General features: G+C 61.5%; 15 protein-coding genes and 1 tRNA gene. 8 read left to right on the top strand and 8 right to left on the bottom strand.

Annotation, left to right across the window (positions count from 1 at the left end; translation table 11 throughout):
* Nucleotides 1–76 precede the first annotated feature (76 nt).
* From WBQ96_RS23785 to cpdR, 3 genes are all read right to left on the bottom strand, one after another.
* The gene (locus tag WBQ96_RS23785) at nucleotides 77–412 is read right to left on the bottom strand and encodes a hypothetical protein (protein ID WP_336553887.1); all 336 of its coding nucleotides are present in this window, start codon (nucleotides 410–412) and stop codon (nucleotides 77–79) included.
* Nucleotides 413–1014: 602 nt separating this feature from the next.
* Nucleotides 1015–1089: transfer RNA gene (locus WBQ96_RS23780), tRNA-Val, on the bottom strand.
* A gap of 104 nt (nucleotides 1090–1193) precedes the next feature.
* A complete protein-coding gene (gene cpdR / locus WBQ96_RS23775) occupies nucleotides 1194–1556 on the bottom strand; it encodes a cell cycle two-component system response regulator CpdR (RefSeq protein WP_008835384.1) in 363 nt (120 codons plus the stop codon).
* A 213-nt stretch (nucleotides 1557–1769) separates the two neighbouring features.
* Between cpdR and WBQ96_RS23770 the strand changes: the two genes are divergently transcribed.
* Together WBQ96_RS23770 and hisN are read left to right on the top strand one after the other, a co-directional pair.
* Nucleotides 1770–2660, top strand: a complete 891-nt coding sequence (locus tag WBQ96_RS23770; RefSeq protein WP_336553884.1) for an N-formylglutamate amidohydrolase — start codon at nucleotides 1770–1772, stop codon at nucleotides 2658–2660.
* A 253-nt stretch (nucleotides 2661–2913) separates the two neighbouring features.
* On the top strand, nucleotides 2914–3666 hold the full coding sequence (hisN, locus tag WBQ96_RS23765; RefSeq protein ID WP_442920875.1) for a histidinol-phosphatase: 753 nt from the start codon (nucleotides 2914–2916) through the stop codon (nucleotides 3664–3666).
* Nucleotides 3667–3672: 6 nt separating this feature from the next.
* Here hisN and WBQ96_RS23760 read toward each other — a convergent pair whose 3' ends face one another.
* Nucleotides 3673–4629, bottom strand: coding sequence for an alpha/beta hydrolase (locus WBQ96_RS23760; protein WP_336553881.1), 957 nt, complete (start codon nucleotides 4627–4629; stop codon nucleotides 3673–3675).
* Between the two features lie 440 nt (nucleotides 4630–5069).
* Here WBQ96_RS23760 and WBQ96_RS23755 point away from each other — a divergent pair, with 440 nt between their 5' ends.
* Nucleotides 5070–5540, top strand: coding sequence for an Hsp20 family protein (locus WBQ96_RS23755; protein ID WP_336553880.1), 471 nt, complete (start codon nucleotides 5070–5072; stop codon nucleotides 5538–5540).
* A gap of 64 nt (nucleotides 5541–5604) precedes the next feature.
* Here the strand turns inward: WBQ96_RS23755 and WBQ96_RS23750 are convergent, their stop codons facing one another.
* Complete coding sequence (locus tag WBQ96_RS23750) at nucleotides 5605–6654, bottom strand: threonine aldolase family protein (protein ID WP_336553879.1); 1050 nt, start codon at nucleotides 6652–6654, stop codon at nucleotides 5605–5607.
* Between the two features lie 497 nt (nucleotides 6655–7151).
* Here WBQ96_RS23750 and gltB point away from each other — a divergent pair, with 497 nt between their 5' ends.
* From gltB to WBQ96_RS23735, 3 genes are all read left to right on the top strand, one after another.
* Nucleotides 7152–11882: a glutamate synthase large subunit gene (gltB, locus tag WBQ96_RS23745; RefSeq protein WP_336553878.1), complete on the top strand. Its 4731-nt coding sequence runs from the start codon at nucleotides 7152–7154 to the stop codon at nucleotides 11880–11882.
* Between the two features lie 133 nt (nucleotides 11883–12015).
* A complete protein-coding gene (locus tag WBQ96_RS23740; protein WP_336553877.1) occupies nucleotides 12016–13470 on the top strand; it encodes a glutamate synthase subunit beta in 1455 nt (484 codons plus the stop codon).
* Between the two features lie 146 nt (nucleotides 13471–13616).
* Nucleotides 13617–14081, top strand: coding sequence for a pyridoxamine 5'-phosphate oxidase family protein (locus tag WBQ96_RS23735; protein WP_336553876.1), 465 nt, complete (start codon nucleotides 13617–13619; stop codon nucleotides 14079–14081).
* Between the two features lie 8 nt (nucleotides 14082–14089).
* On the opposite strand, the gene WBQ96_RS23730 is transcribed toward WBQ96_RS23735, so the two are convergent.
* Together WBQ96_RS23730 and WBQ96_RS23725 are read right to left on the bottom strand one after the other, a co-directional pair.
* A complete protein-coding gene (locus WBQ96_RS23730; protein WP_336553874.1) occupies nucleotides 14090–15328 on the bottom strand; it encodes an SGNH/GDSL hydrolase family protein in 1239 nt (412 codons plus the stop codon).
* 11 nt (nucleotides 15329–15339) lie between these two features.
* A complete protein-coding gene (locus tag WBQ96_RS23725; protein ID WP_165120683.1) occupies nucleotides 15340–16566 on the bottom strand; it encodes a lytic murein transglycosylase in 1227 nt (408 codons plus the stop codon).
* Nucleotides 16567–16765: 199 nt separating this feature from the next.
* On the opposite strand from WBQ96_RS23725, the gene galU reads away from it, so the two are divergent.
* Nucleotides 16766–17653, top strand: a complete 888-nt coding sequence (gene galU / locus WBQ96_RS23720) for a UTP--glucose-1-phosphate uridylyltransferase GalU (protein WP_165120682.1) — start codon at nucleotides 16766–16768, stop codon at nucleotides 17651–17653.
* Between the two features lie 12 nt (nucleotides 17654–17665).
* Here galU and WBQ96_RS23715 read toward each other — a convergent pair whose 3' ends face one another.
* Nucleotides 17666–19411, bottom strand: coding sequence for an outer membrane beta-barrel protein (locus tag WBQ96_RS23715; RefSeq protein WP_442920874.1), 1746 nt, complete (start codon nucleotides 19409–19411; stop codon nucleotides 17666–17668).
* 163 nt (nucleotides 19412–19574) lie between these two features.
* On the opposite strand from WBQ96_RS23715, the gene WBQ96_RS23710 reads away from it, so the two are divergent.
* Nucleotides 19575–20576: a KpsF/GutQ family sugar-phosphate isomerase gene (locus tag WBQ96_RS23710; RefSeq protein ID WP_336553871.1), complete on the top strand. Its 1002-nt coding sequence runs from the start codon at nucleotides 19575–19577 to the stop codon at nucleotides 20574–20576.
* Nucleotides 20577–20625: the final 49 nt, after the last annotated feature.

Genomic DNA, 20625 nt, shown 5'->3' with positions numbered 1-20625 from the left:
TTGACGCGCATTCTGTACCGTTGAAGCTCTTCTGCGTTCAGGCATGGATTCCCGACACTCTCCGCTCGTTCCTCGCTCACGAGGTCGAGAATGACGAATTAGGCTTGCCGCCAATCTTCGGCATTAGTGAGTTGCCAGGCAACCAACAAGCTCGGCTCATCTCCAACGTCGGCGGGTTGCCGCCCGGGCAAACAACAAGCTCGTCATTCTCGACCTCGTGAGCGAGGAACGAGCGGAGAGTGTCGGGAATCCATGCCGGAACATCAATGAAGTTCACTGCGGTGCAGAACCATCGAAGGTGAAGCTTGCGAAGGTGTGGAAAGATTTTCACCCGATTTCCTGCCAACCCATTGTTTTCGCTCACACCGCACATTTTTTCACCCTCGATTTTTCCACACCCTTTCGCACGCATCCATAATCCTCCCATCGCTCCTGCGGGACCGGGTCTGGAACCGGGATCAAGGGGGAGTGGCGGTGACCTCCCGCCCTGGTGTGGTAGCCAGGGCTCCGAGGGCCCGACACAGGCCGGCGTGGAACGAGCACGGCGCAAATGCCACTGCCCAAAACCATGCGGAGAACCCGCGTCGTCTTGTCCATGGAATGTACATGGAGCGGGCGTTGTGACCGGCCGACTTCGGGACAGGTTAGGAGCGGTCCGCGCAGCGGACGAAAAGCCAACGATTTGGCTTTTCGAGTGACTAACGAGCGGGGCGCGGAAGCTGCGCCACGTATTAAACACTAGGAAGGCACGGCCATGCGCCCCGCTTCCCGATCTTTGACAATGGCCAGACGGTGAAAACCGGGCGTGGCGATGATGAAGCGCGCACCGGGGACAGTTTACTTTCTTGCCCCGGAAGGGCGCGGCGGTTGCGATCTCGCGCAAGGGGCAAAAAAGTAAACTGTCCCCTGCATCTTAGCTGGCTACCGGGAGATCGATGGAGCCCTATCCGCCGACAATACTCGCGCGGTATCCATCCGGCGACTAAACGCTGAATCAGCCAAGTATTGAAAGGATGGTGGGCGTGACAGGGATTGAACCTGTGACCCCTGCAATGTCAATGCAGTGCTCTCCCGCTGAGCTACACGCCCATCCGACGCCGCGCATACACCACATAATTGACAGGCGCGTCAATAGCGGGAATCGGGAAAGATCAGCCTTTTACGGTTATCTTTCCCGGCGGCCAAAAAGCCGCTCAGGCGGCTTGCAGCATTTTCTCGACCTCGTTGACGAGATCGCGCAGATGGAACGGCTTGGAAAGCACCTTGGCGTCCTTGGGCGCCTTGGAATCGGGGTTCAGTGCAACGGCGGCAAAGCCGGTGATGAACATGACCTTGAGGTCGGGGTCGATCTCGGTGGCGCGGCGGGCGAGCTCGATGCCGTCCATTTCCGGCATGACGATGTCGGTCAGGAGGAGCGAAAAGGGTTCTTCACGCAGCCGCTCATAGGCGCTGGCGCCATTGTCGAAATCGCTGACGTCATAACCGGCGCGCTCCAGCGCCTTAACCAGAAACCGACGCATATCGTCGTCGTCTTCCGCCAGAAGAATGCGTGCCATCGTGTCCCGTCCGAATCACTTCACGTGAACCGCAATAATGCGGCCCCGTTAACCATTCTGTATATGAAGCTTGGAGGGTAAACATCAAGTGAATGTCGATGTCCATCGCGATATCCTGACATACCGTCAACCAGCGAAGCGCTGGACAGAATGCCTGGCAGATGGCACTTTCATGATCATGATGCAGTGGGTTTTGCGGGTTGGACAGAGTTCATGACAGCGGCCGATGATTTCTCGGTGGTCGCACCGTTCGAGGTTCGCACCGGCGCCGAGCAGCGGGTTCCTTTCGTCTTCAACTCTCCCCACAGTGGCCGCCACTATCCCGAGCGCTTCCTGGCCATGACGCGGCTCGACGGCAATGCCATCCGCCGTTCCGAAGATTGCTATGTCGACGAGCTGTTCGGCGGGGCGGTGGCGCTGGGCGCGCCGATGCTGGCTGCCAATTTTCCGCGCGCCTATCTCGACGTGAACCGCGAGCCCTGGGAACTCGACCCGCGCATGTTCGTCGAGCCGGTGCCATCCTTCGCCAATATACGTTCTGCCCGCGTCGCCGGCGGCCTCGGCACGGTGCCGAAGTTGGTGGGCGAGGGGCTCGACATCTATCCCAGCCGCCTGCCGCTCGCCGAGGCGCTTGCGCGCATAGAGGCGGTGTACAAGCCTTACCACGCGACCTTGAAGCGGCTTGTGACAAGCACGCATGCGCGCTTCGGCTTTGGCGTGCTGATCGACTGCCATTCGATGCCGGCCAGCATTCGCATCGGTGAAAACGGCATGAGGCCGGATTTCATCATCGGCGACCGGTTCGGCGTTTCGGCTTCGCGGGCGCTGACTGAAAATGCCATCGGGCTGCTGATCGCGATGGGCTACACGGTCGCTCACAACAAGCCCTATGCCGGCGGCTTCATTACCGAACATTACGGTCGCCCGGCGCGCAATCTTCACGCCCTGCAGATCGAGATCAACCGCGGCCTCTATATGAACGAAAGGACGTTCCAGAAGTCCGCCGGCTTCGATGCGCTGGCCGACGACCTGACGCGGTTCTGCGCCGACCTGATGGCCATCCCGGACAGTGATATCGGCGATTTGCCGCTTGCCGCCGAGTAACGCCAGACGCCCGCGGCGACCTCTCAAAAAAAACCGCGCTGTTCGCACAACGCGGTCGAAGTCTAGGGAGGAAACGCCCAAGGAGGGCATAGACAGGCGAACCCGTCTGTGAACAAAGTTATTGTGCGCTGCACAAATGTCAAGCGACTTTATGCTTTTTTAATTCAGAGTGATGTGGCAATTCCCCGTTCGGAAACGCCTGTGCCATTCACGCAACATCGGGGAGATACGATTGCCCGTCACCGTTCAGTTCATGCGGCGGATCGCGGAAGCCGCGGCGGCCGAGACATTGCCACGCTTCCGCCAGCAAGGTGCTGTTTCCAATAAGCTTTCCGGCGGATTCGACCCGGTAACCGAGGCCGATCGCGAGGCCGAGCGCGCCATTCGCGCGCTGATCAACGCCGAATTTCCGGACCACGGCATTCTCGGCGAGGAACACGGCATCGAAAACGCCTCGAGCAGTCACGTTTGGGTGATTGATCCCATCGACGGCACGCGAGCCTATATTTCCGGCCTTCCGGTCTGGGGGACGCTGGTCGGATTGACCGTCGACGGCGACTCAGTCGCCGGGCTGATGTCCCAGCCTTTCACCGGTGAATTGTACTACGCCAACGCGTCGGGCTCGCATTACGAAGGCCCGGGGGGTGCGCGAAAACTGTCGACCCGCAAGACGACGTCGCTGGCCGATGCGACGCTGTTCACCACCACGCCGGCGCTGTTCAAGGGTGACAAACGCGTGCTCTACGACCGGCTGGAAAGCCAGGTCCGGCTCGCCCGCTATGGTACCGATTGCTACGCCTTTGCTATGGTCGCCTCCGGCAACGCCGATATCGTCGCCGACCCCGGCCTGCAGCCTTACGACATCGTTGCGCTGATCCCGATCATCGAGAAGGCGGGCGGCGTGGTCACCACCTTCAGCGGCGGACCGGCGGAAAACGGCGGCGACATACTGGCGTCGGCCACGCCCGAGCTTCACGCGGCGGCGATGAAAATTCTCAACGGTTGACGGACGCTACATCACCGGCGCATCGCTGCCGGGAATGAAGGCGTCGAAGGCGGCGAGGAACTGTTCGCGATAGATGTCGGCTTCCTGAAGAATTTCGTGACGGGCACCGTCGACGGTCAGCAGCGAGCCGACGCGCAGGCGTCTGGAGTAGTCCTCGATAGCGCGGTTCGAAACGACTTCGTCGGCGCCGGCGACAATGAAGAGCGTTGGGATCTGAACCTTTGCCATGAATTCCGGGTTCTGCACGATCGTGGCGGCTTCGGCGGCCGCGCGGATCCAGGCGACGGTTGGGCCGCCGAGGCCCAGATGCGGATAGGTCTCGTAGAGCAGGCAATTGCGCCGGTAGCGTTCAGGATCGGTCGTAAGCTTGTTCGTGGCGAAGGGTTCGATCTGGCCCTGACGCCCACCCGAGACATATAGCTGGCCGAGCCCGCTATAATAAAGCGCGTTGCCCATGCGCCTGATCGCGGGCATCGACAGCGGTGACTTGTGCAGGGCGAAGAACGGGGCGATCAGCACCATTCGCCGCACGCGGTTGACCATCGCCGGTGTGCCCAGAAGCGCGATCAGCGCGCCCATCGAATGGGCAAGGATGTAATAGGGGCCGCGGCAATCGGGCAGAACGATCTCGGCAAAGAATTGTTCGAGATCGCGCGTGTAGTCGAAGAAGCCACGGACGTGGCCGCGCCCTGCATCTCGGATCAATCGATCGGAAGCACCCTGGCCGCGCCAATCCAGGCTCGCCGAACCCAGGCCGCGCGCTGCGAGATCGCGGGCCGTCTCGAAATATTTCTCGATGCACTCGTTGCGGCCGGGCAGGATTATCACCGTACCCTTGAGGGGGCGCGACGTTGCCGGGAAAAGCGCGTAGCGCAGCTTTTTCTGGTCGAAGGCGGTGATGTAGCCGGAGGTCGCCCTTTCAGGCTTCGGATTTCCGGGTATGTCGTAGAAATAGTCCGTCATCTTCGGCTGTTCTCATTCGCGCCGAAGGCCGGCCCTGAAACTGATAAAAGCGTAGCGATGAAATGCAAACAAATTTAGACCGCCGGCGGCGGTAAAAGAAGCAAGGCCGGAAGCAGCTTTCACTGACTTCCGGCCTTTGTCGATCCGGGTGGAAGGGACGTTACACCCGGCTCGGCCCCGTCGCGGCAGGATACGCACCGCTAACTTTCACATTGAGGCCAATCTAGCAGGGCGGTTCTGAACGCTAACCGAAGCGCCGGTTCATCCTGCGTTCATCGGCGTGGATTTTTCGCGTTGGGAAAAGCCTTGAAATGGCCGAAGGGGGCACCCAAATGACTTCTTGCGGTCGCCAAGGAATGGGGCCGCTGATCACGCCGAAACGCCATTATGGGTCAGGCAGGTCACACGCGAACAATGTTGCTCAACAGGAGAACAGAACCATGCGTCACGTTGATTTTTCCCCACTCTATCGCTCTACCGTCGGCTTCGACCGACTTTTCACGATGCTCGATTCCCTTGCCCAGCCGGAAGGCGCGCAGACCTATCCGCCCTACAACATCGAACGGACCGGCGAGGATTCCTATCGCATCTCCATGGCGGTAGCGGGTTTCTCGGATAGCGATATCGCCATCGAAGCCCATCGCAACGTCTTGAGCATCAAGGGCGAGCGCAAGGATGAGGGCACCGGCGAAGGCTCCGAACTGCTCTATCGCGGCATTGCCTCGCGCGCCTTCGAGCGCCGCTTCCAGCTTGCCGACCATGTCGACGTCACCGGCGCCAATCTGAAGAACGGCTTGCTGCACATCGACCTCAAGCGGACCATTCCCGAAGAGCTCAAGCCGCGCAAGATCGCGATTTCGGCCCCCGCGGACAAATCCGCCAAGCAGATCGAAGCCAAGACTGCGAACTAATCCAGTACGCTCCTCCCGAGCGAAAAGCGGCGCCTTCGGGCGCCGTTTTTTTTGTTCAGTCTGGTTAGGCGATCAGATCGCCGAATCGATCGACGTCCTCTGCCGTTGTCGCAAAGCTGGTGACGAAGCGGCAGAGCGTTTCGTTTTCGTCGATTCGTTCGGCAAAGCCGTGCGGCGCGTTCCAGGGATAAAAGACCGCACCTGCGTCCGTCGCCGCTTTCATCGTGTCCTTGCTCATGATCGCGAAAACCTCGTTGGCCTGCGGTTGCCAGCCGAGGCGGGCTTTGCTCGACGCTTCGATGACCTTGCCCAGACGCGCGGCCATAGCGTTGGAATGGCGGGCCGTTTCGAGCCAGAGGTCGTCCGTAAAATAGGCATCGAACTGGGCAGCGATAAAGCGCGACTTCGAAAAAAGCTGGGCGGCCCGCTTGTGCAGGAAGCCGAATTCGCGCGCCATGCCGGTGTCGAACAGCACCACCGCTTCGGCACACCAGCAGCCGTTCTTGGTGCCGCCGAAGGAGATGATGTCGACGCCGCGCTTCCAGGTCATTTCGGCAGGCGTCGTTTCAAGCGATGCCAGCGCGTTGGCGAAGCGTGCGCCGTCCATGTGAAGCGGCAGGTTGCGCTTCTTTGCGATGGCTGAAATCGCATCGATCTCGGCCAGGCTGTAGACTGTGCCGACCTCGGTGGCTTGCGTGATCGTCACGGCGATAGGCTGGCCGGCATGGACGAATTCCGGCTCGAAATGGGAAATCGCCTTTTCGAGATTGCCGGGGGTCATCCGCCCGAGCGAACCGTCTACGGCACGCAGGCGGGCGCCGCCGGAAAAATACTCCGGCGCGCCGCACTCGTCCTCCATCACATGGGCCTCGCGGTGGCAGAAGGAGACGCCGCCAGGACGGTTATAGGCGGCCAATGACAGCGAGTTGGCGGCCGTTCCGGTGGCGACGAAGAAGACTGCGACTTCGCGCTCGAAGATTTCGCTGAATTTTTCGTAGACGGCGCGGTCGAGATCGCCGTCACCATAGGCGGTGCTGAAACCGGATGCGTGTGTGGAAAGCGAGGCGGCGATCTTGGGATGGGCGCCGGCCCAGTTGTCGGAGGCAAAAAACATATGTCGGTTCCGCAGGATACGCGTTGAAGGCGCGGGGACCTTGGCCGGTTTTGATGGGCAGCATCAAGGGCCAGAGGGAAAAAATCTGTCACGGCTGCCGGATTGGACAAAAGCCCGAGGAGGCCGAAAGTTTCGTGTCGCGACAATGTGGCGCAAGATTATTACGCGGTTTGTGCCGTTTTTTTGTGAATCGGTCTTGTGCGGTTCGAAAAATTCTGCAATAAGAAAATTAGGACAGTAGTGCTGTCTTATTTTATCTGAGCAATGCTTGCTGGATTTGGCGTATGATCGACGCCTGTCCGGCTATCACTGCGACCGGTGCCGGGAATGCCGCGAAAGTGGCAGTGACTCACGCACCCCAAGGACTGTATACCGCCCGGGCAGTATGCTTTTCCGCGGAAATTCGACAAGACGTGCAGGCGATTTGATGGATGTGCCGCAAGGCTGCCAGACAATGGAGAGACGCCCGAAAGGGCTGGAAACGGAAGGGAAGGACGATGACGGACATGACGACATCTGTGACGACGCAATTCCAGGCGCCCGCGCAGACGAAAGCCGTTGCCGTCAAACGCGCCAACTTGCGAACTCCCAATGGCATGGCCGCGCAGGGACTCTACGATCCGCGCAACGAGCACGATGCCTGCGGCGTCGGCTTCATCGCCAACATGAAGGGCGTGAAGTCGCACCAGATCGTCAAGGACGGGCTATTCATGCTCGAAAACCTGACGCATCGCGGTGCGGTGGGCGCAGACCCGCTGATGGGCGATGGCGCCGGCCTGCTGGTGCAGATTCCGGATCGTTTCTTCCGCGAAGAAATGGCCAAGCAGGACATCGAGCTGCCGGTTCCGGGACAATATGGCGTCGGCCACTGGTTCATGCCGCAGGATGCCGAGCTGCGCGCCCATATCTACGACGTCATCCGCGAGTCGGCGCAGTCCGAGGGATTGCCGCTGATCGGCTTCCGCGACGTGCCGGTCGACAATTCGTCGCTTTCCAAGGCGCCGGATATTGCCGCGGCCGAACCGTATCACTGCCAGGTCTTCATCGGGCGCACGCCCGACATCGAAGACGATGAGGAATATGAGGCGCGGCTTTATCTGCTGCGCAAGGTCATTTCCGGCCGCATCTATGCCGAGAACGACAACAAGGATATCGGCGCCTATTGCGTGTCGCTGTCGGCGCGCACGATCGTCTACAAGGGCATGTTCCTCGCCTATCAGGTCGGCGCCTATTACAAGGACCTTGCCGATCCACGTTTCGAGACGGCGCTGGTTCTTGTTCACCAGCGGTTTTCGACCAACACCTTCCCGTCGTGGAAGCTGGCACACCCCTATCGCATGGTAGCGCATAATGGCGAGATCAACACGGTGCGCGGCAACAACAACTGGATGGCTGCGCGCCAGGCGTCGGTCGACAGCGAGCTGTTCGGCAACAACATCTCCAAGCTGTGGCCGATCTCCTATGAAGGCCAGTCGGACACCGCCTGCTTCGACAACGCACTCGAGTTCCTGTTCCAGGGTGGCTACAAGCTGGCGCACGCGATGATGATGCTGATCCCGGAAGCCTGGGCCGGCAACAAGCTGATGGATGCCGACCGCAAGGCGTTCTACGAATATCACGCTGCCCTGATGGAGCCGTGGGACGGTCCCGCAGCGGTCGCCTTCACCGATGGCCGCCAGATCGGCGCGACGCTGGACCGCAACGGCCTGCGTCCGGCACGCTATGTCGTCACCGACGATGACCGTGTCATCCTGGCGTCGGAAGCCGGCGCGTTTACGGTGCCGGAAGAAAAGATCGTCAAGAAGTGGCGGCTGCAGCCCGGCAAGATGCTGTTGATCGACCTTGAAAAGGGCCGGATCATCTCGGACGAGGAAATCAAGTCCGAGATTGCGACCAAGCATCCCTACAAGACCTGGCTGCATAACACCCAGCTCATCCTCGAAGAGCTGAAGCCGGTCGAGCCGCGCGCGCTGCGCAAGGATGTCTCGCTGCTCGATCGCCAACAGTCATTCGGCTATACGCAGGAAGACACCAAGCTGCTGATGTCGCCGATGGCGACGACGGGTCAGGAAGCCGTCGGCTCGATGGGCACCGATACGCCGATCTCGGCCATGTCGGACAAGTCGAAGCTGCTCTACACCTATTTCAAGCAGAACTTCGCGCAGGTCACCAACCCGCCGATCGACCCGATCCGCGAGGAACTGGTGATGAGCCTGGTTTCCTTCATCGGGCCGCGGCCGAACATCTTCGATCTCGTCGGTTCGTCGCGCAAGAAGCGGCTGGAAGTGCGCCAGCCGATCCTGACCAATGGCGATCTGGAAAAGATCCGCTCCATCGGCCACACCGAGGACCGCTTCGACACCAAGACGATCGACATCACCTATGGCTCCGCCGAGGATGCTGCGGGCATGCAGGGCGCCATCGAGCGGCTTTGCGAGCGTGCCGAGGCGGCTGTTGCCGGCGGCTACAACATCATCATCCTGTCCGACCGTCAGGTCGGGCCGGACCGCATCGCCATACCTGCGCTGCTGGCGACGGCGGCCGTGCACCACCACCTCATCCGCAAGGGGCTGCGCACCTCGGTCGGCCTCGTCGTCGAATCGGGCGAGCCGCGCGAAGTGCACCACTTCTGCTGCCTTGCGGGTTATGGCGCGGAGGCGATCAACCCCTATCTCGCTTTCGATACGCTGCTCGACATGCACAAGCGTGGCGACATGCCGGCGGAAGTGGACGCCTCCGAGGTCGTGACGCGGTACATCAAGTCGATCGGCAAGGGCATCCTCAAGGTCATGTCCAAGATGGGCATCTCGACCTATCAGTCCTATTGCGGCGCGCAGATTTTTGACGCCATCGGGCTGAAGTCGGACTTCGTGGAGCAGTATTTCACTGGCACCGCCACTCTCATCGAGGGCGTCGGGCTGGACGAAGTCGCGACCGAGACGGTCAGCCGCCATGCCGACGCTTTCGGCGACGACCCCGTGCTGCGCAACGCGCTCGAGGTCGGCGGCGAATATATGTACCGCATGCGCGGCGAGGCTCATATCTGGTCGCCGGATGCTGTGGCCAGCCTCCAGCACGCCGTGCGCAAGGGCTCATGGGAAACCTTCAAGGAGTTCTCCGCGCAGATCGACAGCGAGACGGCGCGGGCGCAAGGCATTCGCGGGCTGTTCAAGATCAGGCTGGCGGAAGACACCGGCCGCAAGCCGGTTTCGCTCGATGACGTCATGCCGGCAGCCGATATCGTCAAGCGCTTCTCGACCGGGGCGATGTCCTTCGGCTCGATCAGCCGCGAGGCGCATACGACGCTGGCCGTCGCCATGAACCGGATCGGCGGCAAGTCGAACACCGGCGAGGGCGGCGAAGAGCCGGATCGCTATCTGCCGCTGCCCGGCGGTGGCGCGAACCCCGAGCGTTCGGCGATCAAGCAGGTTGCGTCGGGCCGGTTCGGCGTCACCACCGAATATCTCGTCAACTCCGACATGATGCAGATCAAGGTCGCGCAGGGCGCCAAGCCTGGCGAGGGCGGCCAGCTTCCCGGCCACAAGGTCGATGCCACGATCGCCAAGACCCGTCACTCGACGCCGGGCGTCGGTCTGATTTCGCCGCCGCCGCACCACGACATCTATTCTATCGAGGATCTGGCGCAGCTCATCTACGACCTGAAGAACGTCAACCCGGCGGCCGACGTGTCGGTCAAGCTCGTCTCGGAAGTCGGCGTCGGCACGGTTGCCGCCGGCGTCGCCAAGGCGCGCGCCGACCACATCACCATCTCCGGCTATGACGGCGGCACCGGCGCTTCGCCGCTGACCTCACTGAAGCATGCGGGTTCGCCGTGGGAAATGGGCCTTGCCGAGACGCACCAGACGCTGGTGCTGAACGGCTTGCGTTCGCGCGTCGCCTTGCAGGTCGATGGCGGCTTGCGCACGGGCCGTGACGTTATCATCGGCGCGCTGCTGGGAGCCGACGAGTTCGGCTTCTCGACTGCGCCGCTGATTGCCGCCGGCTGCATCATGATGCGCAAGTGCCATCTCAACACCTGCCCGGTCGGTGTCGCCACGCAGGACCCGGTTCTGCGCAAGCGCTTCAAGGGCACGCCCGAGCACATCATCAACTACTTCTTCTACGTTGCGGAAGAGGTGCGCGAGCTGCTCGCAGCCATGGGCTACACCCATATCGACCAGATCATCGGCGATACCGATCTTCTGGAAAAGCGGGCGATGATCGAACATTGGAAGGCACGCGGGCTCGATTTCGCCCGCATGTTCTACAAGCCCGATGCTCCGGCCGAAGCTACGCACTGGACCGAGCGCCAGAAGCATCCGATCGACGACGTTCTCGACCGCAAGCTGATCGAGCAGGCAAAGCCGGCGCTCGAATCGCGCCAGGCCGTGACGATCGAGGCTGAAATCCGCAACGTCGACCGTTCGGCCGGCGCCATGCTTTCGGGCGAAGTGGTCAAGCGCTTCAAGCACAAGGGCCTGCGCGACGATACGATCTCGGTGAAGCTCACCGGCACGGCTGGGCAGTCCTTCGGGGCGTTCCTGGCACGTGGCATCACCTTCGAGCTGATCGGCGACGGCAACGACTATGTCGGCAAGGGTCTTTCGGGCGGGCGCATCGTCATCCGTCCGCCGGACAATGCGAAAATCGTCGCCGAGGAGTCCATCATCGTCGGCAACACCGTGCTTTACGGCGCGACCGAGGGCGAATGCTACTTCCGCGGCGTCGCCGGCGAGCGTTTCGCCGTGCGCAACTCGGGCGCCGTCACCGTCGTCGAAGGCGTTGGCGACCATGGCTGCGAATACATGACCGGCGGCGTTGTCGTCGTCATCGGCCAGACCGGGCGCAACTTTGCGGCCGGCATGTCGGGCGGTGTCGCCTATGTGCTGGACGAGGCCGGCGATTTCGCCGAGCGCTGCAACATGGCGATGGTCGAGCTGGAACCGGTTCCGGAAGAGGACGACCTGATGGAGAAACTTCTCCATCATGGTGGCGACCTCGATCACAAGGGCCGTGTCGACGTATCCGGTGACATGACCAGCCATGACGAGGAGCGCCTCTACCAGCTCATCTCGAACCATGTGCATTTCACCGGTTCGACACGCGGCAAGGCTATTCTCGACGATTGGGCGAACTACCGGCCGAAATTCCGGAAAGTCATGCCGGTCGAGTATCGCCGCGCGCTGATCGAAATGGAGCGCATGAGGATGGGCGTCGCGGCGGAATAGCCGCGTCAGCCGTCCGGACGGAACGGGCCGACCGAAGGTCCGGGCTGGACGGCTGAGCCAACCTGCTTCAAGAGAAGAGCCACCAGTTTTACCTGTGATATTTCGCAGGGTCTGATCTACGAAAGTTTTTGCAATGGGCAAGGTAACAGGATTTCTTGAGATCGACCGGCAGGTGCACAAGTACCAGCCGGCCTCCGACCGTATCCGGCATTTCCGTGAATTCACGCTGCCGATGTCGGACAAGGAAGTCGAGAAACAGGCAGCGCGCTGCATGGATTGCGGCGTGCCGTTCTGCCACGGCCCGACCGGCTGTCCGATCCACAACCAGATTCCGGACTGGAACGACCTCGTCTACAATGGCGATTGGGACAATGCGATCCGCAACCTGCATTCGACCAACAATTTCCCGGAATTCACCGGCCGCATCTGCCCCGCGCCTTGCGAGGAAGCCTGCACGCTGAACCTCGAGGACATTCCGGTCGCCATCAAGACGGTCGAGCAGGCCATCGCCGACAAAGCCTATGAGCTTGGCCATATCCGCCCCTATCCGGCGGAGAAGAAGACGGGCAAAAGCGTTGCCATCATCGGCTCGGGTCCGGCCGGCATGGCCGCTGCCCAACAGCTCGGCCGCGTCGGGCACGACGTTCACGTCTATGAGCGCGAGAGCAAGCCGGGCGGGTTGATGCGTTTCGGCATTCCCGACTTCAAGATGGAAAAGCATTATATCGACCGCCGTGTCGAGCAGATGCAGGGCGAGGGCGTGACCTTCCATTGCGGCGTCAATGTCGGCGTCGACAAGCCGGTTTCGGAACTGCTCGCTGAATATGACGCCGTGCTCTATTGCGGCGGCTCCGAGACGCCGCGTCCGGCCAACATTCCGGGCGACGATCTCGAAGGCGTGCATGACGCGATGCCTTATCTCGTCCAGCAGAACAAGCGCGTGGCGCGTGAGGATATCCAGTCGGTGGCCTGGAAGTCCGAGTCAATCGTGGCCGGCGGGCTGCATGTCGTTGTGGTCGGCGGCGGCGATACCGCATCCGACTGCGTTGGCACGGCGTTCCGTCAGGGCGCGGTGCGCGTGACCCAGCTCGACATCCGGCCGCAGCCGCCGGAAAAGGAAAACAAGCTTGCCGTCTGGCCCTACTGGGCGACCAAGATGCGCACGTCCTCGTCGCAGGCCGAGGGCGCCGAGCGCGAGTTCCAGGTGGCGACGCTCGAATTCATCGGCGAGGACGGCCAGCTGACCGGTGTGAAGTGCTGCGAGGTCGATGAGAAGCGCAAGCCGATCGCCGGCACCGAGTTCGTCATCCGCGCCGATCTCGCCTTCATCGCCATCGGCTTTGCCGGTCCGATGGCTGGCGGTGTGGTCAAGGAACTGGACGGGCAGCTCAAGATCGGCGTCGACAGCCGCCGTTCGACCAATGTCGATGCCAACGACCGCGACTACCGGACGAGCGTCGACAAACTTTATGCGGCGGGCGATATCCGCCGCGGCCAGTCGCTCGTCGTCTGGGCGATCCGCGAAGGCCGGCAGGCCGCCCGCGCCATCGACGAGGCGCTGATGGGTTCGAGCGTCTTGCCGCGATAGGCGAACGCTTCATCGAAACTGCAAAAGAAAAGGCGCCTGCGTGGCGCCTTTTCTTTTGCGATCAGTGCCTGGCCGTGGCTATCGTGCTCGGCGGCCGCCGATATGGCTAGGACCTCCCCGTCTACTCGATCTGCTGATATAACTTGATGATGCAGGAGTTCGATCCACAGGATGTTCTAAGTCGCCCGTTGATGGCGAATTTGGCGACCGTTACCGAGGACGGCGCACCGCGCAATGCACCGGTATGGTTCATCTGGGAGGACGGTGCGATCTGGCTTCTCGGGTCATCAGATGGCAGTGCGGTCAAGTATCTGGAAAGAGATCCACGCTGCGCGTTAGAAATCGTGCACTTTGACAATGACGCCGGCGTCCTGCTGCACCTCGGACTGCGCGGTGCCGCCACCATTGAGCCGATGTCGCCGGATCGCTTCAAGCGGCTCCTGCACAAGTATCTTGGCCCCGAAGCAGACTGGAACGCATGGTTCATCGACAACGTGGCTCAGATAGAGCATCCAGACGGGCGCATGATCAGGCTCGTTCCAGCCAGTATTTTCACCAACAACGTCTCGTTCTTCAGAACCGGTCCTGACTTTGCGTGGCCTCCGGGATAGGGGCTTGGTCAGCGCCTGACGGTAGCCGTTGTGTCCGGTATTGCCGGCGCGGCTGCCGTTGCCGGCTCGGCAGGCCTGGGCGGCCAGGAAAAATCGTCGGCACGCCCGGGCTTGGCTTCGGGCGCGATGCCGTCGATCGCCAGTTTTTCGCCAGGGGACCGCGGCGTGGCCTTGCCGACATTTGCACCGAGCAGTTCGGTGCCGCCGTCCAGTTCGGGATCGTTGAGCGAGATCGGCACCGTGCGGTCGACGGGCGCGGCCTTCTGGGCCTCCGGGGTGAGGGCCGGCAATGCTGGCACGGCCGCGGTCCCCGGCACCGTGGTGAGGCCGAGGATCTTGCTCAAGGGCTTTTCCGCGTAGAAAGCCAGCTTGCGCTTTCCCGCTTGCGTGAGATTGATGCCGTCGTCGGAACGCAGGCGGACCGGCTGGCCGCTGACGTCGGGACCGGTCGTTATGAATGCGCCGTTCTCATCGACGAAGCCGTCCCAGACATCGACGAACTCGGCCTTGGCCTCCTCGCTCGCCGCGCGGTAAATATCGTTGAAGGCCAGCATGTCGGAGGTCATCTTGGAAGACCTGAAAGCCGGCACGCCGACCCATACGAACGGCACCTTGCGCTCCGTGATTGCCTTGGCCAAAGCTTCAGTGCGCTTGGCATATTCCTTGTTCCAGTTGTCCGTTCCCAGAGTTTCGCGCGTGTCGCCGACGCGCATCTGCTGACGGTCGTTGGAACCCATCATGACGGCAATAGCGGTGGGCTTTTCGGTTTCGATCAACACGCCTATTTCCTTGGGCCAGTTGAAATAGTCTTCGCGAACGAAGCCGGACGAACCTTTCGACCTGTCGACTATCCGGATTTTTGGGTTCTCTGCGTAGAGAATGCCAAGGCCGTCGGCGAGACCGCTGCCAAGAAAGTCGCCGATGACGAGCACGACCTTTGCGTCGGGCTCTTTATCGATGACGGGAATTTCCGGTTCCGCCGGCTTGCGAGCGACGGCGCGCGCCTTAGGTGCCTTCTTGCGCACATTTCCCTTGGACCTTCCTCCCGGCACATCGGCCGGTGGAGCCAGGCGCGGTTCCCTGCGCGGGAAAAACAGGTCGCGCAACGACCATGGGCGATAGACCGGTTCCTGCGCGAAGGCAGGCGACGCCGGCAACGCCAACCAGAGACCGGTCGTCAGGACCGCGAGCGCAACAAGGAACGCCGTAATCCGGACCGGAAGTGCGGTGCGCTCCTTGCCTGGCAAAGGCCTTGCTCCTAGCGTTTCCTCAGCGTCTTGAGCACTTCCATGCTCGGATGACCGTCCTGCGTCAAGCCGGCCTTGGCCTGGTATGCCTTGATGGCCGCGCGCGATCCTTCACCGATCTTGCCGTCGAACTTGCCTTCATAATAGCCATAGGCGGACAGGCGTTGCTGAAGTTCCTGCTTCTCCTCGAAGCTGAGCTTGGTGAAGGGGCGGCTCCAGTCCTGCACGAGGCCGCCATAGCCAGCGATCTCGTCGGCAAGCAGGCCTACGGCGAGCGCATATTTGTCGGCATTGTTGTAGCGCTTGATGACGAAGAAGTTCTTGGTCATCAGGAAGGCCGGTCCCGCGCGCCCGTCCGGCACTTTCAGTTCCGCCTTGTCGGAGCCGCTGCGGAACGGCTTGCCGCTTGCGCGGGTAACGCCGAGCGATTGCCATTGCGACAGCGACTTGGAGCCACCGGGGAACTTGCGGCCAGCCGGCAGGGAGACCTCGTAGCCCCAGGTCTTGCCGCTCTGCCAGCCATTCTTGTGCAAGAGGTTGGCGGCGGTCGCCAGTGCGTCAGGCACGGAATTCCAGATGTCGCGCTTGCCGTTGCCATCCATGTCGACGGCATAGGCCTGATAACTGGTCGGAATGAACTGGGTGTGACCCATCGCGCCGGCCCACGAGCCGGTCAGATGGCTTTCGTCGATATCGCCGCTCTGCAGGATTTTCAGCGCGGCGATCAGCTGCGTGCGCGCGAATTTTGCCCGGCGCTCGTCGGCATAGGCAAGCGTCGCCAGTGAGCGCACGACATTGCGCATGACATCGTCGCGCTTGAGGATTTCGCCGTAGTTCGATTCCATCGACCAGATGGCGAGCAGTATATAGCGGTCGACGCCGTATTTCGCCTCGATGCGGTCGAGCCAGGGCTTCCATTTCCGCGCCATATCGCGGCCGACAGCCACCGACTGCTCATGCACCCGGTTGTCGAAGTAATCCCACACCGGTGCGGTGAATTCGGGCTGGAAGCGCGCCTTCTGCAGCACTTCCGGGTCGATGTCCTTCACATTGCGGAAGGCGCGATCGAAAGTCGTGCCGGAAATGCCGCTTTGCGCGGCGGTGTTGCGGAAACTCGAAACCCAGCGCTGAAAGCCGGCGTCGGCCGAAGCCGGAGTCGCCGAAAACATAAGAGCGAGCGACAGACCGGCGGCTGCCGCGGCGCTTGCAAGGCGAATTGCGGTCTTGCGAACGAGCATATTTTCCTCCTTGTCCATCATCGGAAGCCTCATTCATCGCCGAACGCGGTTATCAATCAGTTTACCATAGCGAAATTCGCACGCCAAAGAGCCCGCGAAAGCGCAAAAGCGGGCGGTCAATTCAATATTTTTCAATTTCGGCGTGAAAATGTCGCAGTCCGTGATTGTCGACAGGCCGTTGGGGTGGATAAGTGTCAATATGAAACAGGTTCGCAAAGCAGTATTCCCGGTCGCCGGTCTCGGCACGCGCTTTCTTCCGGCAACAAAATCCATTCCCAAGGAAATGCTGACGGTCGTCGACAAGCCGGTCATCCAGTATGTGGTGGATGAGGCGCGCGAGGCCGGCATCGAGCATTTCATCTTCGTGACCGGCCGCAACAAGGCTGTCATCGAGGATCACTTCGACGTCCAGTTCGAGCTGTATGACACGCTTGCCCAACGCGGCAAGGACGACCAGCTTGCGCGGCTGCAGCGCCTTCAGCCGGCACCTGGCCAGACAAGCTTCACGCGCCAGCAGGTGCCGCTCGGCCTTGGCCATGCGGTATGGTGCGCGCGCGATCTCGTCGGCAACGAACCCTTCGCGGTGCTTCTGCCGGACATGATCATGCAAACGGACCAGAGCTGCCTCAAGCAGATGGTCGAACTCTACAACGAGACCGGCGGCAATATCGTCGCCGTGCAGGAATGCGACCCGGCCGAGGCGCATAAATATGGCATCGTCGGGCTCGGGAACGAGGTGCGTAACGGATTCGAGATCACCGGCATGGTGGAAAAACCGAAGGCTGGAACGGCGCCGTCCAATCTCTACATCAATGGCCGTTACATCCTGCAGCCCGAGATTTTCGGAATCCTGGAAGGGCAGGAGCGCGGGGCAGGCAACGAAATCCAGCTAACCGATGCGATGCTGAAACTGGAAAAGCAGCAGCCCTTCTACGGCTCGCACTACAAGGGCAGGACCTTCGACTGCGGTTCGCCCGAAGGCTTCATCGAGGCCAATGTGGCGTTTTCGCTGTGGCGGCCCGACATGCACAAAAATATCTCGGCGATGCTGGAAACCATGCTCAAGGAGCTGAAGCCTATCGAGTAGCGGTCGGTTGGCCTATCTCTGGACTTTCAGGCCGACGAATACGCTGTTGGCCTGATAGTCGCGGCCTTCCAGATTGCTCTTCAACTGTTCATGGCGCAGCCGCCCGGTCAGGCCGGCATAGCGGTTCAGCCACCAAGTTGCTCCTGCTTCTGCATTGAATATGACGTCGTGGCCGTCCGAGCCTGAATAGTCGCGGTAGCCGGCGCCGATCGCAGCATTGGCCGTGAGATTGGCGCGGATTTCGCGCTCGACCGACAGCCGCGCGGAATGGAGTACGGAGCCGCTTTCACCGGCCGTCGTTGATCCTTCCACCTCGGTCGAGGCGGCGAGGTTCACCATCGTGCCGCGTTCGGGCGACCAGGCAAGATTGGCGTTGACGGTCGGTCCGCCTATCGCATTCAGGCGATCGTCGTCGAAGCCTTCGCGAATCCAGCCGGCGGAAAATTCACCCGACAGCTTTTCGCCGAGGTCGAGTTCAACACCCGCGCGCGCGCCGAGCCGGTTGGAAGAGCGCTCATATCCGCTCGCATCGACCTTCTCGTCGTAGAAGCGACGGCCGACTTCTGCTTCCAGGAAGGGCGTCAGCGCCGGCGAGATTTCGTAGCCGCCGCGAAGCGTCAGCGTTGCCAGCGTCGAGTCGCGGTCCTTCTGCGAGATGGGGCCGCCGGTGGAAAGCTCCGCGTCGCCATACATGTCGTGCTCGACTCGTCCGGTAATGCCGAAGCGGGCTTTGCCCATATCCTTTTCGAGGCCGAGGCTGCCGGTGAATGTCTGCCGGATCGGCTGGGACAGGGTACCTTCGATCGCGACCGGGGAGGAGCCCGATTCAGGCCGGCGCTGATAACCGGCCTCGACGTGGCCGCGAAGCTCGTCGCCGAGTTCGAGATCAAGCTTGCCGTCGATACCTGCCTGCGTCTCCTTGATTTCTTCGCCTGAAAGTGTCCGCCGCAGGATACCGTAAGCGTCGATCGTCGCCGAGTGGCGGCTCCAGTCGGATACGGCGTTGAGGCGCAGCGTGGTTTCCGAAAGCACGCCGGACGACCCGCCACTGCTCGCACTGGCGTTGGAGGTGGCGGTTATGCCCTGTTCAAGCGAAGGGCGAAGCACGAAGGAACCGGCGCGTATGCCGGTGGCGGCAAAGGGGTTGTCGTCGCGGGGACGGTTCAGGCCTTCGATTGCTTCGGCGCGCTCTGCGCCCTCGTCCAGCTTCAGGACCTGTTCCGAATCGATGGTCGGCGTTCGGACCGTGCCGGTGGTCGTGTCGTCGTCCACTTCCTCGGCCGGTTGTCCGCTGGGGGCCGTTTCGCTGTCCGCCTGCGTGGTGGCAGTGTTGCGGTTGCGCGCATCTTCGGTGCGTTTTCTGGCCGCGGAGGTTGGACGCGTGCTTGCCGGCGGCGGATCGTCGGCAAAAGGGTCGTCGGTGTTTGGCGGTAAGGCGAACAGGCTCGGGTCGGGCGAGGCCGCGGTATCGGTGGTATCCGGGACGGCACCGGTGCTTTCGGGAGCATATTGCGGTGGCGGGTTCTGGTCCGCAGGTGCCTGATTGGCGGCATTCTGGGCCTGAGCCTTGCCGGCCTGGCCTCTGCCCAGCAAGGTGCCGGTGACATCGGTCTCGGCAACCGCTCCGCGCAATCCGCCACTGTCCTGCGCATGAGCCTGGAATGCGCATAAAAGGGTGGCGGCACTTGCCGTAAGAAGCAAGGCCCGCAGCGCCCTCCATTCCGGGCGTCCTTTATTCGCTGGGCGAACCCAAGACATAATCACCTGCTGTGCAGCCCCAAACCGCTATCGCCCGCAGACATCAGCGTTACCGGACCGTAAATGGGGATGGTTAACGGAGGGTTGAGGAAGGCGCTGTCCGCAAGGGGCCGGAGTCGATAATATTGGACAGCGGCACGCCAAAGCGCTAATCGCATCAGCCATGCACGCAGGATCTCTCAAGAAGAAACAGCCCGACAGGCAAGCGTCGATCGCTTCGGCGATGCGAACGGTGAGCACTGAACGGGCAGGCGTCGAGGCACTCACCGAAGCGCTCGAAAATGGCCTGGCGGAACCTTTCGCCGAAGCCGTGGAATTGCTGGCCGGCATCAGTGGCCGGGTTATCGTGACCGGTGTCGGCAAGAGCGGGCATATCGGCTCCAAGATCGCTGCCACGTTGGCCTCGACCGGAACGCCGGCGTTCTTCGTCCACCCTTCAGAAGCCAATCATGGCGATCTCGGCATGATCGCCCGTGATGACGCCATACTTGCCATGTCCTGGTCAGGCGAGACCGCTGAATTGAAGGGCATCGTCGCTTATGCCCGGCGCTTCAGCATTCCCCTGATCGCAGTGACCGCAGGCGAGAATTCAGCCCTTGCGCGTGAATCGACCGTTGTCCTGAACCTGCCACGCGCGCCCGAAGCCTGTCCGCATGGGCTTGCACCGACGACGTCGACGCTGTTGCAACTGGTTATCGGCGATGCGCTTGCAGTAGCGCTTCTCGAGGCGAGGGGCTTCACGGCTGATCATTTCCGTACTTTTCATCCGGGCGGCCAACTTGGCGCCAATCTGATGCATGTCGCCGAGATCATGCACTCAGGTGATGAAATGCCTTCGGTGCCGACCGGCACCAGCATGTCCGAGGCTATTATCGAGCTTTCCAGGAAGCGGTTCGGCTGCGTCTGCGTCGTCGATGGAGAAGGCAAGCTTGCTGGCATCGTCACCGACGGCGACCTCGCCCGCAACCTCCACCGGAATCTTGGCGAACTGGCTGTCGACGAGATCATGAGCCGCAAGCCGAAAACGGTTCAGCCACAGATGCTGGCAAGTGCGGCTATTGCTGTGCTCAACGACAACAACATCAGCGCGCTGGTGGTTGTCGAGGACGAGCGCCCGGTCGGCGTCGTCCATTTCCACGATCTTCTCAGGATCGGCGTCGTTTAGAGCATGATCCGGAAAAGTTGCAGACTTTTCGGACAAGATAATGCTTTAA

This window comes from Mesorhizobium sp. CCNWLY176 (assembly GCF_037153935.1).
Taxonomy (GTDB): Bacteria; Pseudomonadota; Alphaproteobacteria; order Rhizobiales; family Rhizobiaceae; genus Mesorhizobium_M; species Mesorhizobium_M zhangyense.
Note: the sequence above shows the minus strand (reverse complement) of the source record. Positions and strands in the feature narration are given on the sequence as shown.